Below are 14,567 nucleotides of genomic sequence, written 5' to 3' on the forward strand. Positions count from 1 at the left end.
TGTCGAAGGCGGGGTGGGTCCGGTTGCGGGGGCGTGAGCGCCATGGATGGCGCGACCGAGCCTCCAGGGACGGATTCACGGCGTCCCCCGCAACCGGACCCACCCCGCCATCCCTCAGGAAACCAGCTTCTGCTCTGGCTCTGGCGCGTAGCGGGTGCAGGGCGCAGCCTTGCATCGCCCCCCCTCACTTCTTCAGGAAGTTGTCCACCAGCAGATGCTTCACGTCGTCGAAGCGGCCATTCAACACCGCCTTGGCCGCATACAGGGCCGTACCCGCCACCTGTTTGGCCTCGATCTGCGGCGGCATCACCAGCTCCGCCCGGCTGGTATGCACGTCCAGCAATGCCGGACCGCGCTGGGCGAGGAAGTCCTGTACGGCCTCCTCCAGGTCCTCGCTGCGGGTGACCGTGCGGCCATGGAAACCGATCACCTCGGCCAGACGGCCGAAATCCGGATTCTTCAGATCGGTGTAGTTGTCCAGCAGCCCTTCCACCTTCTGCTCCAGCTCCACGAAGTTCAACGAACCGTTGTTGAACACCACCACCTTGATCGGCAGCTTCTCCTGCACGGCGGTCAGCAGATCGCCCAGCAGCATCGCCAGGCCGCCATCGCCCGACAGCGAGATCACCTGCCGGCCCGGGAACGCCTTCTGCAGGCCCAGCGCCTGCGGCATCGCATTGGCCATCGTCCCGTGCAGGAGACTGGTAAGCGTGCGGCGACGGCCATTGACGCGGATATGCCGCAGCACCCACACCATCGGCGAGCCACCGTCGGCGGTGAACAAGGCATCGTCGCTGGCGTATTTCGACAGCAGCGCGGTCAGGTGCTGCGGATGGATCAGTTCGCCTTCGCCCGGCTGCTCCTCCTGCTCACGCTTGGCCAGCGCCTTGTCGCGACGCTCGATGCACTCGTCGAGGAACGTGCTGTCCTCGCGGGGTGGCAGCATCGGCAGCAGTGCATCCAGCGTCGGTGCGATGTCACCCACCACGCCCAGGTTCACCGGATGGCGGCGACCGAGATGGCTGCCATCGCGATCGACCTGGATGATCGTCGCCTTGTCCGGATAGAACTGCCCCCAGGCAAAATCGGCGCCGAGCAGCAGCAGCGTGTCGCACTCCATCAGGGTGTGGAACCCGGATTCGATGCCGAAGATGCCGGTCATGCCCATGTTGTACGGGTTGTCCGGCTCGACGAAGTCCTTGGCACGCGAGGTGTGCGCGATCGGGGCCTGCAGGCGCCGGGCCAGTTCCAGAAGCTGCGCATGGGCGCCCTGGCAACCGGCACCGGCATAGATGCCGATGCGCTTGCCCTGCCCCAGCAACCCGGCGATGCGCTGCAGCTCGCCATCCGACGGGCGCAGCACCGGCTGGGCGTAGTGCACCGAGAACGGCACATCGTGCTTCACCTCGGCCTGGCTGATGTCGGCCGGCAGGATCACCACCGCCACGCCGCGGCGGCTGATCGCCGCCTGGCAGGCCAGGGCGACCACGCGTCGTGCCTGCGCCGGGCTGTGCACCTGTTCGCAGAACACCGTGCAGCTGCCATAGACCGCCTTGAAATCCACTTCCTGGGGGAATTCCATGCCCAGTTCGCTGGTCACCACCTGGCTGGCGATCAGCACCATCGGTGCGCGGTTGCGGTTGCTTTCAAAGATGCCATTGATGAAATGCAGGCCGCCGGGACCGCAGGAGCCGGCACAGGCCGTCAGCTCGCCGCTCACCAGCGAGTCGGCGCCGGCGGCGAAGGCGGCCACCTCTTCGTGGCGCACATGTACCCATTCGATTTCGCTGCGATGCAGTGCATCGGTGACGTGGTTCAACGTGTCGCCGACGATGCCATAACAGCGGCGGACACCCGCCTGCTGCAGGGTATCGACAACGATCTCGGCAACGCGCTTGCTCATCGGATGCATCCTCGAACGGGGGAACGTCCGAGGCTAGACCCGACGAAGTGATGCCTCCGTGGGCAAGGCATGCATCGCCTCGACAGGCAAAGTACAGAGCGATATCGGGTCAATCGTTGACGTTGATCCAGCCCACCACCGCGCCGCTCTTCGGGTTGCGATACCGCACCTTCAGCCAACCCTCGTGTTCATCCAGCAGTTCCACGCGGTCGCCCTGCAGCAGGTAACGCTGGGTGCTGGGCGCACCGGGCCGGTCGAACAGGAACAGGCGCGCCGGCACCACGGTGGCCTGCTGGCTGCGCAGCGGGCCGTCGGGCGGTGCGCCCAGGCCATCAGCGATCGCGCTCTCCAGCACACGACCGGTGGGATCAAAGGTGCGCCAGACCGCCGACGGGCCCTGCTCGTCGGCCTGCACCCAACGCAGTGCGGCGTTCAGGGTATCGCCCAGCATCAAGACGCGCTCGGCGCGGTACAGATAGAGTTTCGCGCCTGCAAACCGGTACTGGTCCGTGTACCACATCGGGCCGCTGCGGCAGCTGCTGGTCAACGTGCGCGTGGCGGCATCAATGGTGAGCCCCATCAGGCCGCCGCAGTTGTCACGCCCATGGGTTTCGGCCTGCAGCGCGCGGAAACCACCGCTGGCCGGATCGTAGCGATACACCGCCACCGCTTCATTGACCATGCCGACCGACGCCCGCGCAACCAGCTCCGGGCGCCCATCGAAATCAACATCCTCGGCTGACAACCGCGAATTGCCGTCGACGTCCGGGGCACCCGGCAGGCTCAGCCGCTTGCCAGAGGGCAGCAGCTGCACGGCAATGCTGCCGTCCTCCGCCACCTCAGCCTGCACGCGAACGCCAGGTGCCGCCTCGAAGCGCAGCGACGCATCGCTGTCAGCAGCGTGCGCCAGCGGTACCAGCAGGCCCGCCAGCAGGCCAATCACGGTGTCCCTGTGTCTCATCGTCGTTGCCTGCGGCGCCAGGGCGGCGCCTCCCGGTCAGAACGATACGTCAACGGCCTGCCGCGACCACAGCACCGACTGGTGACCGGTCTGCTGCTTCCACACCAGGCGGATGGCTTCGATGTCGGCACGACGCTGCGGGCTGTCTTCGTGCAGCACCACCAGTACCTTGGTGCGCAGGCGGTTCGGTGCAGCGTCACCCCGGAACAGCCACTGGCCGTAGGCATCGAACACGGTCAGGCCATCGGGGAAGCGCGGGGTCACTTCCTTGTCCAGGAACGTCCGCCACTGCGCCTCGCTGATGGTGTCGGCCTGCGGTCGGTTGCCGGCGCCCTGCTCCTCGCCCACCCCGAAGTACAGCTCGCTGCGCACCCAGCCCTGGCCAGCGGACGGGCGTGCGGCATCCCCCTTCAGTTCAGCGGTCGTGGCCGTAGCGTAGGCGCTGGGCGCCTGCGAGGAGAGGCTGGCGCAGCCACTGGCGGCGAGCAGAACGGCGAAGGCAAGGCCAAGGTGTTTCATCGGTACAGCTCCGGGGAAGGGGGACAGTGCGAGCCGGCAGCGTACAGCGCCACCGGCCCGGCGTGCTGATGCCAACAGGGCATCAGCTCATGCCGGACCGGCAGGGGCTTGCATCAGCACCGGTCATCACGCGAAGATAATATATCGCTTCATCCGGATGGATGTAAGTGAAACTATCTCCCCCTTCCCCGTCGTCGTTGTTGCTGGAGCCCCCATGTCCGCCCGCCTGCCCGCGTCGCCGCTCGGCCTCGCCATTGCCCTTGCGCTCTCCCCCATCGCCCCGGCCCTGGCCCAGGACGCCACCAACCTCGACACCGTGATCGTCACCGGCACCCGTGCCGCCGACCGCACGGTGCTCGAATCCACCTCGCCGGTGGATGTGCTTACCGCCGAGGACATCCGCAAGGCCGGCGTGGTCAACGGCGAACTCGGCAGTGCGCTGCAGGCGCTGTTGCCGTCGTTCAACTTCCCGCGCCAGTCCAATTCCGGTGGCGCCGACCACGTCCGCGCCGCGCAGCTGCGCGGCCTGTCGCCGGATCAGGTACTGGTGCTGATCAACGGCAAGCGCCGCCACCACACCGCCCTGGTCAACACCGACAGCAAGATCGGCAAGGGCACCACGCCGGTCGACTTCAATGCCATCCCTGTCAGCGCGATCAAGCGCATCGAAGTGCTTCGCGACGGTGCCGGCGCGCTGTATGGCTCCGACGCCGTGGCAGGTGTCATCAATGTGATCCTCGACAATGGTGGCGACGGCGGCGAGATCGAAGCCAGCTACGGTGCAAATCACACCGATCTGAAGCCGATCGGCCGCACCCTTACCGATGGGCAGGCCGGCAACATCAGCGCCAAAGTGGGCACCTCGCTGGGTGAGGACGGTGGCTTCCTGCGCGTCGGCCTGGAGTACAAGCACCGCAACGGGACCAACCGCGCCGGCTTCGACCAGATTCCACCGTGGGACCAGACCCCGGACAACCTGGCACTGCAGGGCAAGCGCAACTACGTGCTGGGCGATGGTGAGAGCAAGGACATCAACCTGTGGCTCAACACTGAAATCCCGGTCGGCCAGACCTCCACCTTCTATGCGTTCGGCACCTTCAACCAGCGCGATACCGAAGGCGCGAACTATTTCCGCTACCCGGACGGCGAGGCCAACTGGAAGGAGGTCTATCCGAACGGTTACCGGCCGGTCTCCGAAGGCGAGAACCGCGACGTGCAGGCGGTCGCCGGTGTGCGCGGCCAATGGGGTGAGTGGAGCTACGACGGCAGCCTGGACCATGGCCAGAACGATTTCACCTATCGCCTGCGTGATTCGCTCAACGCCTCATTGGGCCCGGCCAGCCCGACACGCTTCAAGACGGCTGATTATGAGTACGCTCAGACCGTCGGCAACCTGGACCTGAGCCGTGTATTCACCCAGAGCGACAGCATCAGCCATACGCTGGGCCTGGGCGCGGAAGCGCGCCATGAGCACTACCAGACCCGCCCCGGCGACCCCGCCAGCTATGCGGCCGGCCCGTTTACCGACCGTCCCACCGGCTCGCAGGCCGGCGGCGGCCTCACGCCGCAGGATGCCGCCACCCTGTCGCGCGATGTGGCCAGCGCCTATGCCAGCCTGTCCAGCCAGTTCGGCGATCACTTCTCCAGCGACCTGGCTGCGCGCTACGAGCACAGCGATGATTTCGGCGGCGAACTGACCGGCAAGCTCGGCCTGCGTTACCAGTTCACCCCGGCCTTCGCCCTGCGTGGCGCGATCTCCAACAACTTCCGCGCCCCGTCGCTGGCACAGATCGGCTACGAGTCGACCTCCACTGGCTACAACGCCGGCGGCCAGCTGGTGCAGGGCCGGCTGCTGTCGGTCAACAATCCGATTGCCCGGGGCCTGGGTGCGCAGGACCTCAAGCCCGAAAAGTCGATCAACACGTCGCTGGGCTTCACCAGCCGCATCGGCGAGCACTTCGACCTGTCGCTGGACTTCTTCCAGATCGACATCGATGACCGCATCGCGCTGTCCGAAAGCATCACCGGCGATGCGCTGACCGATTATGTCGCCGCCAACTACGGCGTCAGTGGCCTGCAGAGCGCCAGCTTCTTCGTCAATGCCGCCGATACACGTACCCGTGGCGCCGAACTGGTCAGCAACTGGCGGCAGGCGCTGGGCAACGGCCAACTGCTGCTGACCGGCACTTACGCCTACACCAAGACCACGCTGAAGAACGTGCTGGCCACCCCTGCACAACTGCAGGCGCTCGATCCGGACTATGTGCTGTTCGGCATCGAAGAGACCAACACGCTGACCGACGCCACCCCGCGCACGCGCGGCAGCGTCTCTGCAGCATGGAGCAATGACCGCTGGTCACTCAGCAGCCGGGTGAACCGTTATGGCAGCGTCACCCGTGTCTTCAACTTCGGTGACGGTTACATTCCGCGCCAGACCTACCAGGCCGAATGGCAGCTGGATGCAGAAGTGGAGTATCGCATCAGCGCCCGATGGAGCGTGGCCATCGGCGGACAGAATCTGACCGACAACTACCCGGATCGATCCAATGAGGACATCCATTACTTCGGCAATCTGCCCTACGACGTGCTTTCGCCGATCGGCAGCAACGGCGCCTACTACTACGGCCGCGTCCGTTACACGTTCTGACCGCGGCTGACGCGTGTCTGCGGTGGTGCGGACCACGGGTCCGCACTGCCCCGCTCCGGTACCGCTCCCTCGTGCCGGCAACCGGCAGACAGCGCCGACGCACTGTCGTCGCCTGCTCTCGACCCCACGTACACGCCCACGCTGGCAGGCTGGGCGTCATGGCTGAACCGCTCCCCCTGCGTCCGCCACCTCCATTGCTGGACGATGCCTGCGCGTTGTTCCTCGATGTCGATGGCACCCTGATTGAATTCGCTGCACGACCGGACGCCGTGCAGCTGCTGCCCGATGTGCGTGAGGCCATCGGTCGTATCAGCGACCGCCTGGAAGGTGCCGTAGCACTGGTCAGTGGCCGTCCTCTGGCACAGCTTGACCAGTTGTTCGCGCCTCTGCAGCTGCCTGCGGCCGGCCTGCACGGCCATGAACTGCGTGGCCAGGACGGACGCGTGCTGCGCGACGAACATGACGATGACACCGCCGAATGGCTGCATGCCCTGCATCAGCAGGCGATGCGTTTTGCCCATGGCCATCCCGGGGTACTGGTAGAAGACAAGGGTGTGGGCCTGGCCCTGCACTGGCGCGAGGCGCCGCACGCTGGAAGCGCGGTGCGGGCGTTCGCTGACCGCCATGTGCGCGGTCGCTCCAGCTACCGCCTGCAACCCGGCGATCACGTGGTCGAGTTCGTGCCCGTCGGCACCGACAAGGGCCGCGCGATCCGGCGGATGATGCAGTACCTGCCGTTCCGGGGCCGCCTGCCCGTGTTCCTCGGCGATGACCTGACGGATGAATTCGGATTCGACGCCGCCAACGGCCAGCATGGCTGGAGCGTGCTGATCGGCGAGCGTGAACCCAGCGCCGCCGTGTTCGCGCTGCCTGACATACGCAGCGTGCACGCCTGGCTGCGCGAGAATGCCTATTGACCCGGCCACCCCCACGGCCGCAACCGAGATGTACCGCGTGATGACCCAACCCGATCTTGATCTGGGCGTGGTCGGCAACGGCAGCTTCGGCGCCCTGGTCGACAAACATGCCCGTGTCGTCTGGAGCTGCCTGCCCACCTTTGACGGCGACCCCACCTTCTGTGCGCTGCTGGGCCCGAACCAGCAGACAGGCGGCGACTTCGCCGTCGAGCTGGAGGACTTCGCCGACAGCGAGCAGGAATATCTCACCAACACCGCCATCCTGCGCACGGTGCTGCGCGACACGCATGGAGGTGCGCTGGAGATCCTCGATTTCGCGCCACGCTGGCGGCAGAACGACCGCTTCTACCGGCCGGTCAGCCTGATCCGCCAGGTGCGGCCATTGGCCGGCAGCCCACGTATCGTCATCCGCGCACGGCCGCTGGCCGACTGGGGCGCACGTGTTCCCGAATCCACGTGGGGCAGCAACCATGTGCGCTGGATCCTGCCCGACCACGTGCTGCGGCTGACCACCGATGTGCCGGTCCGAATGGTCCGTGATGGCCTGCCGTTCGTCCTCAACCACCCTGTGCACCTGATCCTGGGCGTGGATGAATCGCTCAACCGCTCGATCAGCGGCTATGTGCAGGAAGCGTTCCAGCGCACGCGTGACTACTGGCGCGAATGGGTGCGCTATCTGTCGATTCCGCTGGAATGGCAGGACGCGGTGATCCGCAGCGCGATCACTCTCAAGCTGTGCCAGTACGAGGACAGTGGGGCGATCATCGCGGCGATGACCACCTCCATTCCCGAAGCTCCCGGCAGCGTGCGCAACTGGGACTACCGCTACTGCTGGCTGCGCGATGCTGCGTTCGTGGTGCGTTCGCTGAACCGGCTTGGCGCCACCCGTACGATGGAGCAGTTCCTCGGCTACATCTTCAACCTCGCCACCACCGACGGCACGCTGCAGCCGCTGTACGGCATCGGATTCGAGGCCAAGCTGGACGAGGATGAAGTTCCCAGCCTGTCCGGCTACCGCGGGATGGGCCCGGTGCGCCGCGGCAACCTGGCCTGGGTGCAGCGCCAGCACGACGTGTATGGCAGCGTGGTGCTGGCCTCCACCCAGTTGTTCTTCGATCGTCGCCTGCAGGACCCCGGGGATGCCCATACCTTTGCCCGGCTGGAACCGCTGGGCGAACAGGCCTTTGCCCTGCACGACGTCCCCGACGCAGGCCTGTGGGAGTTCCGCGGCCGCACCGAGGTGCACACCTACACCAGCGCGATGTGCTGGGCCGCCTGCGATCGCCTGTGCAAGATCGCCGTGAGGCTCAAGCGCGATGACCGTGCACGCTACTGGCGCGAGCGCGCCGACATCATCCACGCGCGCATCATGCAGCGGTCCTGGAGCGAATCGCTGGGCCACTTCACCGACACCTTCGACGGCCATCGCCTGGACGCGTCGCTGCTGCTGCTGGCCGACATCGGCTTCATCGATGCACTCGACGCACGTTTCATCGCCACCGTCGAGGCCATCGGCCGCGACCTCAAGCATGGCAATTCGCTGTACCGCTACATCGCACCGGACGATTTCGGCGAGCCGGAAACCAGCTTCACCATCTGCACCTTCTGGTACATCGATGCGCTGGCGGCGATCGGGCGCATGGATGAGGCACGCGAGATGTTCGAGACGCTGTTGAAGCAGCGCAACCATCTTGGCCTGCTGTCAGAGGACCTGGCCTTCGACAGCGGCGAAGCGTGGGGCAACTTCCCGCAGACGTATTCGCATGTGGGTCTGATCACGGCAGCGATGCGCCTGTCGCGTTCGTGGCAGGAGGCATCATGAGTCGTCTGGTGGTGGTCTCCAACCGCGTTGCCGTGCCCGGCGAGAACCGCGCCGGGGGCCTTGCGGTGGGCCTGCTGGCTGCGCTCAAGGAGCGCGGCGGCATGTGGTTCGGCTGGAGTGGCAAGACCGTGCGTGATGGCAGCGGCGCGCTGCATGAACAGCAGGACGGCGACATCCGCTTCGTCACCATGGACCTGAACAAGCGCGAGGTGGACGGCTACTACAACGGCTTCGCCAACCGCACGCTGTGGCCGCTGCTGCATTTCCGCCTGGACCTGGTCGACTATGACCGCGGCACGCGCGAGACGTATCACAAGGTCAATGCGATGTTCGCGGACAAGCTCGCGCCGTTGCTGCGCGAGGACGATATCGTCTGGATCCACGACTACCATCTGATCCCGCTGGGTGCCCTGCTGCGCGAGCGCGGCATCGGCTGCCGCATCGGCTTCTTCCTGCACATCCCGATGCCCTCGGCGGACCTGCTGCAGGCCATGCCCGACCACCTGCGGCTGTTCTCCGCGCTGTATGCCTATGACCTGGTGGGATTCCAGACCCAGCGCGATGCCGACCGCTTCCAGACCTACCTGCGGCTGTTCGGCGGCGGTCGCGTGCTCGACAACGGCGAACTGGAGGCCCCGGGGGGGCGCCGCTTCCGCGCTGCCGCCTTCCCGATCGGCATCGACACCGGGCTTATCGCGCGTCAGGCCAGCACCGCAGCGGCCAAGGCCGCCGTGAAGAACCTGCGGGCCAGTCTGCGGGATCGGCAGCTGGCCATCGGCGTGGACCGCCTGGACTATTCCAAGGGGCTGCCCGAACGTTTCCTCGGCTTCGAACGTTACCTGCAGCGCCACCCCGACCAGCGCGGCACCCTGACCTACCTGCAGATCGCGCCGGTCTCGCGCGGTGATGTCACCGAGTACCGGCAACTGCGCAGCCAGCTGGAACAGATCGCCGGGCACATCAACGGTGGCCATGCCGAGCCGGACTGGACGCCGCTTCGCTACGTCAACCAGAACTTCACCCATGCCACCCTCACCGGCTTCTACCGCGCGGCGGCCGTCGGTCTGGTCACCCCGCTGCGCGATGGCATGAACCTGGTCGCCAAGGAGTACGTCGCCTCGCAGGACCCGGAGGATCCGGGCGTGCTGGTGCTGTCCCTTCTGGCCGGCGCCGCCGATGAACTGAAGCAGGCGCTGCTGGTCAACCCGCACGATCTGGACGGCGTGGCCGATGCCATCGCCACGGCCGCCACCATGTCGCTGCGCAAGCGCCAGGAGCGCTGGCACGCCATGATGGAGCACCTGCGCACCTACGACATCAATCATTGGCGGCGCAGCTACCTGGACGCCCTCGAAGGCTGAATCAGGCGCATTCTGTACGCCGAAACTTGACGCTTTTGGCTCGAAAGTAATTGCGCATGCAACCATCCCGCCGCTGTGGCGTGATCTCCACAGCCGCTGTCGCAAGTGGCACTAAGGCAGGCGAACGTCCTGCTGCCCCAAGGCTTCCAGCCAGCTGCGTGGCGTCCTCGCGACGCCATCGCGGAAAACGAAAGAAAATGAACCGGCGATATTTCATTTCGCATTGACGCGACCTCCCCACAGTGGCGCCCCCAGAGCTCCTGCAATCGACAGAAGCCGCACCGTGCACGACTGCGTGCACATCACTCCGGGGATCCACTGCATGCACGCGTACGACCGTTTCATCGAAGAAGCCAGCCACCGCCTGGGACTGGGCCATCGCACCCGTTGGGTGGTTGATGTGATTGCCGGCTGGATAGCCTCCCACCCACGGGGACTGGACGGACTGGAGCAGACCTTCGAGCAGGCGGGCCTGGGGGTTCACTTCCGATCCTGGCGGCGTCCCGGGCAGCCGCCGCTGCCGGTGCTGGCCAGCGACCTGCAGCGTGCGCTGGGTGATCCGGTCATGGACCGGCTGGCCCGGCGCAGCAGACTGTCATCGGGGGCGTTCCGGGTCGTGGCCTGCGATCTGCTGCCGGGGCTGATCGCATTGACGTCCCAGCCCATCGAGCCGGCCCCTTCGGAGCCGCGCCAGCTGCGCAACCGCCCGCAGCGGCAGCGACCGCAGATGGCCGGCACCCTGCTCACCCCGCGGGTGCAGGGCATGGCCCTGCGCAGCCTGCTGTGGATGATGGCCGCCGTGGTCGTGCTCGGCGCTACCGCATGGCTGCAGCTGAAGGCACGCACGCCGCTGTGGACGCCACAGGCGATCGTCCGCGAACACGACGCGCGGCTGTTCCTGCACCAGCGCGGCGCGCAGGTCTCGGTCCATGGCAGCCTGCCCAGCGACGCCCTGCGCCGCCGCCTGTGGAGCGCGTTGATTGCGGTGCATGGCGCAGGGCACGTCAGTGGCCGTATCGAGATCGATCCGCAGGCCCGGTCGCCGCGCTGGTTCGAGCGCCTGATCCGCACCCTGCCCTGCCTGCAGGGCGACGGACTGCGCCTGGAGTTCGCCGGCAACCAGCTGGATATCGACTCCACCGCCCTGAGCGAAGAGCGGCGCCTGGCGATCTCGCGGCAGCTCCGCCAGGATTTCCCCGCCCTGCGGATGAGTGGGCTGTGGGGACCGGGCCGGGCGGCATTGTCGCGGCTGCCGGCCGATGCCGGCGCCGCGCAGCGGATCGCTGCGCTGAACCTGACCCGGCTGGAGTTCCATCCTGGTTCCAGCGAACTGCGCGGCAGCTCCAGCGAAACGCTGCAGGTGGTGGCTGAGGCATTGCGCAGCACTGCGCCGGGCACACGGGTGGAAGTGGCCGCGCACACCGACAGCCAGGGCGCGTCCGAGGCCAACCGGCAGCTCAGCCAGCAGCGTGCGGACGTGGTGGTGACGGCGTTGCAGGCGCATGGCGTGCCGGCACCGATGCTGGTCGCGGTGGGGCACGGCGAAGAGCATCCGGTAGCCGACAACCGCAGCGAGGACGGCCGCGCGCGCAACCAGCGCATCGCCTATCGGCTGCTTGCGGCTCCGCACTGACACCGCGCGCCGACCGACCGGCGCATCAGTCCAGGAAACGGCCGGCCTGCTGCGTCGTCGCCAGCGTGCAGCGGTCGTGACGACCGAACCAGCGGTATCGGTTGCGGGCCAGCCTGCGATAGGCGGCATCCCGCCAGCTGCGCGGCAACAGGCGCAGCACGCCCGCCAGCCGCCATGCGCCTCCCAGCCCGGTCAGCACGCGCAGGATCGCGTCCGTGTCAGTCCAGGCGCCCTGCTCGTCCAGCAGCAGAAAGGAGCGCGGGTCCTGCGGATCCAGCCCATGGCTGCGCAGCAGCAGGCTGCCATGCGTACCCTGCATCGCTGCGAAGCGATAGCGCCCGTGGCGATCCACACGCAGCAGGAAACGCACCCAGCGACTGCACAGCGCACAGACGCCATCGAACACGATCACTGCGTCAGTGCGGGTCGAGCCAGCCTTCATAACGGATCAGGGGTCCAATCCAGGGCAATGTCACATCAACCAGGAAAGTGTAGCGCTCTGCGGCCCAGGCCTCGCGGCAGCGCACGCCGTCGAACCAGCGCGTCGGCAGCGGCAGCAGGCCGAACACGCGGACGCTGCGCACCGACCAGTCGATGCCGCCTTCACGCGCCCGCAGCTCGAATCCGAAGTGCACCGCACCGAGCTGCTCATGCAGACCGCCTTCCTGTGCCCACAGCCGCGACACCATCGGCCAGCGCCCGAAACGTCGCGCCCACTGCTCGCCTTGCCCGCAGACGCTGAACACCACCTCGACCGGCAAGGCGTGCGCCTCCTTCGGCAGCCGCGCCAACGCGGCCAGCATGGGCACCAGCCAATGGCGGCCCCGTGCGATCCGCGCCTGCCCGGTACGGCGGCACGGCAGCGGCGCCGCATGCAACGCTTGCACCGGTGCTGCCAGGGTGGCGAAGGCCGGCCCCAGCACCTGCGCGAACAGCGGCACGGTCAGGGAGCGATCCAGGCCAGCGTTGCCATGCGGCCGGTGCGGCGGTCGCGACGGTGCGAATACAGGTCCGGATCGGCAATGGTGGAGATCGTGCCGCCAGACACCTGGGCCGGGTCCACGCCCACGGACTGCAGGCGCTGGCGGGCCAGTGCGAACAGATCGACCTTCCAGTGCCCCGCGCGGGTGGCCACGAAGGCGGCGGCCGCCGCCGGTTCGTGGCCGACGAAGGCCTGATACACCTCTTCGCCGATCTCATAGTCGGCAGGCCCTGCCGCCGGGCCCAGCCAGACCCGCAGCTGCGACGGCGCGGTGCGCATCGCGGCTACCGTGTGTTCCAGCATGCCATCGGCCAGGCCGCGCCAGCCCGCATGGGCCGCGCCCACTTCGCTGCCGTCGGCGGCGGCAAACACCACCGGAAGGCAGTCCGCGGTCAGGATGGCCAGCACCACCCCCGGCACCGACGTCACCGCGGCATCGGCCACCGGCTCGCTGGCCCCGGCCACTGGCGGGCCATCAAAGCGCAGCACGGTGGTGCCATGCACCTGGCGCAGCCAGTGCGGCGCGGAGGGCAGCGCCAGTCCCTGCTGCAGCAGTTGCCGGTTGTGTTCGACGTTGGCCGGCGCATCTCCATCGGCTGCGTGCCGGTTGCCCAGGTTGAACTGGGCAAAGGGTGCCGGCGAAATGCCCGCGCCGTGCCGGCGTGTGGTCAGCGCCCGCACGCCCGGCGGCGCCGGCCAGTCAGCCTGCAGCAGCGGCAGCGCGGTCGCCATCACCAGCGATCCCGCTCGCGCTCGGTAAAGGCCTCGCTGTCTTCGCGCAGCACCTTCATCAGGTGCAGCATGTCGTCCGGTACCGGCGCCGAATTGCGCACCGGCTCGCCGGTGATGGGATGCACGAACTCCAGCGTCTCGGCGTGCAGGGCCTGGCGCTTGAAGCCACGCAGCGCGGCCACCAGTTCGTCGCTGGCGCCCTTGGGCAGCTTCAGCGCACCGCCATACAGCGGGTCGCCGATGATGGGGTGGCGCAGGTGCGCCATATGCACGCGGATCTGGTGGGTGCGGCCGGTTTCCAGCCGGCATTCCAGCGCGGTGTGCGCCCGGAAGCGCTCGCGCAGGCGGTAATGGGTGATCGCGTCCTTGCCGTCTTCGCGCACCGCCATCTTCAGGCGGTCGCGCGGATGACGGTCGATCGGCGCATCGGCGGTGCCGCCGGCCACCAGAGCGCCCATCACGATGGCCAGATACTGGCGGTGCACATCACGCGCGGCCAGCTGTTCGACCAGGGCCGTCTGCGCCTCCAGGGTGCGGGCGACCACCATCACGCCGCTGGTGTCCTTGTCGAGGCGATGCACGATGCCGGCGCGCGGCAGAACCGCCACCGACGGGTCGCGGTACAGCAGCGCATTGACCAGGGTGCCGCTGTGGTTGCCGGCACCCGGGTGGACCACCAGGCCGACCGGCTTGTTGATCACCAGCAGGTGCTCGTCCTCGAACAGCACGTCCAGCGGGATGTCCTCCGGCTGGGCATCGGTCTGGGTCTCCAGCACCACGTTCAGGGTCACCACCTCGCCACCGCGCAGCGGATCGCGCGGCCGCGCCTGGGCGCCATCGAGCAGGACGTCGCCGGCCTTGATCCATTCGGTCAGGCGTGAACGGGAGTACTCGGGGAACAGTTCGGCCACGACGGCGTCGAAACGCCGGCCGGCGGCGGTGTCGGGGACGATGGCCTGGCGGGCCGATTCGGAGGGTTGTTCAGACATGGCAGGGGGGTATCTTTGAAATTTTGGGGTCCCGGCGGTCGGTTTCAGTCGCAGGACAGGACACTAGGCTATCATCGACCCTTCGTATTCCAGACGCGTCC

At 67.4% G+C, this 14,567-nt stretch carries 12 protein-coding genes; 5 read left to right on the forward strand and 7 right to left on the reverse strand.

Annotation, left to right across the window (positions count from 1 at the left end; genetic code table 11):
- Positions 1 to 184: 184 nt before the first annotated feature.
- From QMZ25_RS12490 to QMZ25_RS12500, 3 genes are all read right to left on the reverse strand, one after another.
- The gene (locus QMZ25_RS12490) at positions 185 to 1,903 is read right to left on the reverse strand and encodes a thiamine pyrophosphate-dependent enzyme (protein WP_128988421.1); all 1,719 of its coding nucleotides are present in this window, start codon (positions 1,901 to 1,903) and stop codon (positions 185 to 187) included.
- A gap of 109 nt (positions 1,904 to 2,012) precedes the next feature.
- Positions 2,013 to 2,864, reverse strand: a complete 852-nt coding sequence (locus QMZ25_RS12495) for a hypothetical protein (protein WP_065181635.1) — start codon at positions 2,862 to 2,864, stop codon at positions 2,013 to 2,015.
- 36 nt (positions 2,865 to 2,900) lie between these two features.
- Positions 2,901 to 3,383 (reverse strand): DUF3574 domain-containing protein, encoded by a 483-nt coding sequence (locus QMZ25_RS12500; RefSeq protein ID WP_283219712.1) that lies wholly within the window; start codon positions 3,381 to 3,383, stop codon positions 2,901 to 2,903.
- Positions 3,384 to 3,597: 214 nt separating this feature from the next.
- Here QMZ25_RS12500 and QMZ25_RS12505 point away from each other — a divergent pair, with 214 nt between their 5' ends.
- From QMZ25_RS12505 to QMZ25_RS12525, 5 genes are all read left to right on the forward strand, one after another.
- Positions 3,598 to 6,030 carry a TonB-dependent receptor gene (locus QMZ25_RS12505; RefSeq protein ID WP_283219713.1) on the forward strand — a complete coding sequence of 811 codons (2,433 nt, stop codon included), beginning with the start codon at positions 3,598 to 3,600 and terminating at the stop codon, positions 6,028 to 6,030.
- 158 nt (positions 6,031 to 6,188) lie between these two features.
- The gene (otsB, locus tag QMZ25_RS12510; RefSeq protein ID WP_065181638.1) at positions 6,189 to 6,947 is read left to right on the forward strand and encodes a trehalose-phosphatase; all 759 of its coding nucleotides are present in this window, start codon (positions 6,189 to 6,191) and stop codon (positions 6,945 to 6,947) included.
- Between the two features lie 40 nt (positions 6,948 to 6,987).
- Positions 6,988 to 8,769 carry a glycoside hydrolase family 15 protein gene (locus QMZ25_RS12515; protein ID WP_053517094.1) on the forward strand — a complete coding sequence of 594 codons (1,782 nt, stop codon included), beginning with the start codon at positions 6,988 to 6,990 and terminating at the stop codon, positions 8,767 to 8,769.
- Positions 8,766 to 10,130: an alpha,alpha-trehalose-phosphate synthase (UDP-forming) gene (gene otsA / locus QMZ25_RS12520; protein ID WP_053517011.1), complete on the forward strand. Its 1,365-nt coding sequence runs from the start codon at positions 8,766 to 8,768 to the stop codon at positions 10,128 to 10,130. The genes QMZ25_RS12515 and otsA overlap by 4 nt, the downstream gene beginning before the upstream one ends.
- 322 nt (positions 10,131 to 10,452) lie before the next feature.
- Entirely contained in the window at positions 10,453 to 11,763 is a 1,311-nt protein-coding gene (locus tag QMZ25_RS12525; RefSeq protein WP_283219714.1) for an OmpA family protein, read from the forward strand.
- 25 nt (positions 11,764 to 11,788) lie between these two features.
- Here the strand turns inward: QMZ25_RS12525 and QMZ25_RS12530 are convergent, their stop codons facing one another.
- The 4 genes from QMZ25_RS12530 to rluD are packed head-to-tail and all read right to left on the reverse strand — an operon-like array spanning position 11,789 to position 14,466.
- A complete protein-coding gene (locus tag QMZ25_RS12530; RefSeq protein ID WP_253120073.1) occupies positions 11,789 to 12,205 on the reverse strand; it encodes a thiol-disulfide oxidoreductase DCC family protein in 417 nt (138 codons plus the stop codon).
- On the reverse strand, positions 12,180 to 12,704 hold the full coding sequence (locus QMZ25_RS12535; protein WP_283219715.1) for a DUF4166 domain-containing protein: 525 nt from the start codon (positions 12,702 to 12,704) through the stop codon (positions 12,180 to 12,182). Before QMZ25_RS12535 ends, QMZ25_RS12530 begins: the two co-directional genes overlap by 26 nt.
- Before the next feature lie 2 nt (positions 12,705 to 12,706).
- Complete coding sequence (gene pgeF / locus QMZ25_RS12540) at positions 12,707 to 13,477, reverse strand: peptidoglycan editing factor PgeF (protein ID WP_065175783.1); 771 nt, start codon at positions 13,475 to 13,477, stop codon at positions 12,707 to 12,709.
- Positions 13,477 to 14,466, reverse strand: a complete 990-nt coding sequence (gene rluD / locus QMZ25_RS12545; protein ID WP_053517019.1) for a 23S rRNA pseudouridine(1911/1915/1917) synthase RluD — start codon at positions 14,464 to 14,466, stop codon at positions 13,477 to 13,479. The genes pgeF and rluD overlap by 1 nt, the downstream gene beginning before the upstream one ends.
- Between the last annotated feature and the right edge of the window lie 101 nt (positions 14,467 to 14,567).

Source organism: Stenotrophomonas sp. RS-48, from assembly GCF_030053245.1.
Classification (GTDB): Bacteria; Pseudomonadota; Gammaproteobacteria; order Xanthomonadales; family Xanthomonadaceae; genus Stenotrophomonas; species Stenotrophomonas maltophilia_P.

Bases quoted from the DNA above. Each gene is read 5' to 3' on its own strand.
- QMZ25_RS12525 (WP_283219714.1), top strand. From the start codon at position 10,453: ATGCACGCGTACGACCGTTTCATCGAAGAAGCCAGCCACCGCCTGGGA.
- otsA (WP_053517011.1), top strand. From the start codon at position 8,766: ATGAGTCGTCTGGTGGTGGTCTCCAACCGCGTTGCCGTGCCCGGCGAG.
- QMZ25_RS12490 (WP_128988421.1), bottom strand. From the start codon at position 1,903: ATGAGCAAGCGCGTTGCCGAGATCGTTGTCGATACCCTGCAGCAGGCG.
- QMZ25_RS12530 (WP_253120073.1), bottom strand. From the start codon at position 12,205: ATGAAGGCTGGCTCGACCCGCACTGACGCAGTGATCGTGTTCGATGGC.
- pgeF (WP_065175783.1), bottom strand. From the start codon at position 13,477: ATGGCGACCGCGCTGCCGCTGCTGCAGGCTGACTGGCCGGCGCCGCCG.
- QMZ25_RS12500 (WP_283219712.1), bottom strand. From the start codon at position 3,383: ATGAAACACCTTGGCCTTGCCTTCGCCGTTCTGCTCGCCGCCAGTGGC.
- QMZ25_RS12505 (WP_283219713.1), top strand. From the start codon at position 3,598: ATGTCCGCCCGCCTGCCCGCGTCGCCGCTCGGCCTCGCCATTGCCCTT.
- QMZ25_RS12515 (WP_053517094.1), top strand. From the start codon at position 6,988: ATGACCCAACCCGATCTTGATCTGGGCGTGGTCGGCAACGGCAGCTTC.
- otsB (WP_065181638.1), top strand. From the start codon at position 6,189: ATGGCTGAACCGCTCCCCCTGCGTCCGCCACCTCCATTGCTGGACGAT.
- QMZ25_RS12495 (WP_065181635.1), bottom strand. From the start codon at position 2,864: ATGAGACACAGGGACACCGTGATTGGCCTGCTGGCGGGCCTGCTGGTA.
- rluD (WP_053517019.1), bottom strand. From the start codon at position 14,466: ATGTCTGAACAACCCTCCGAATCGGCCCGCCAGGCCATCGTCCCCGAC.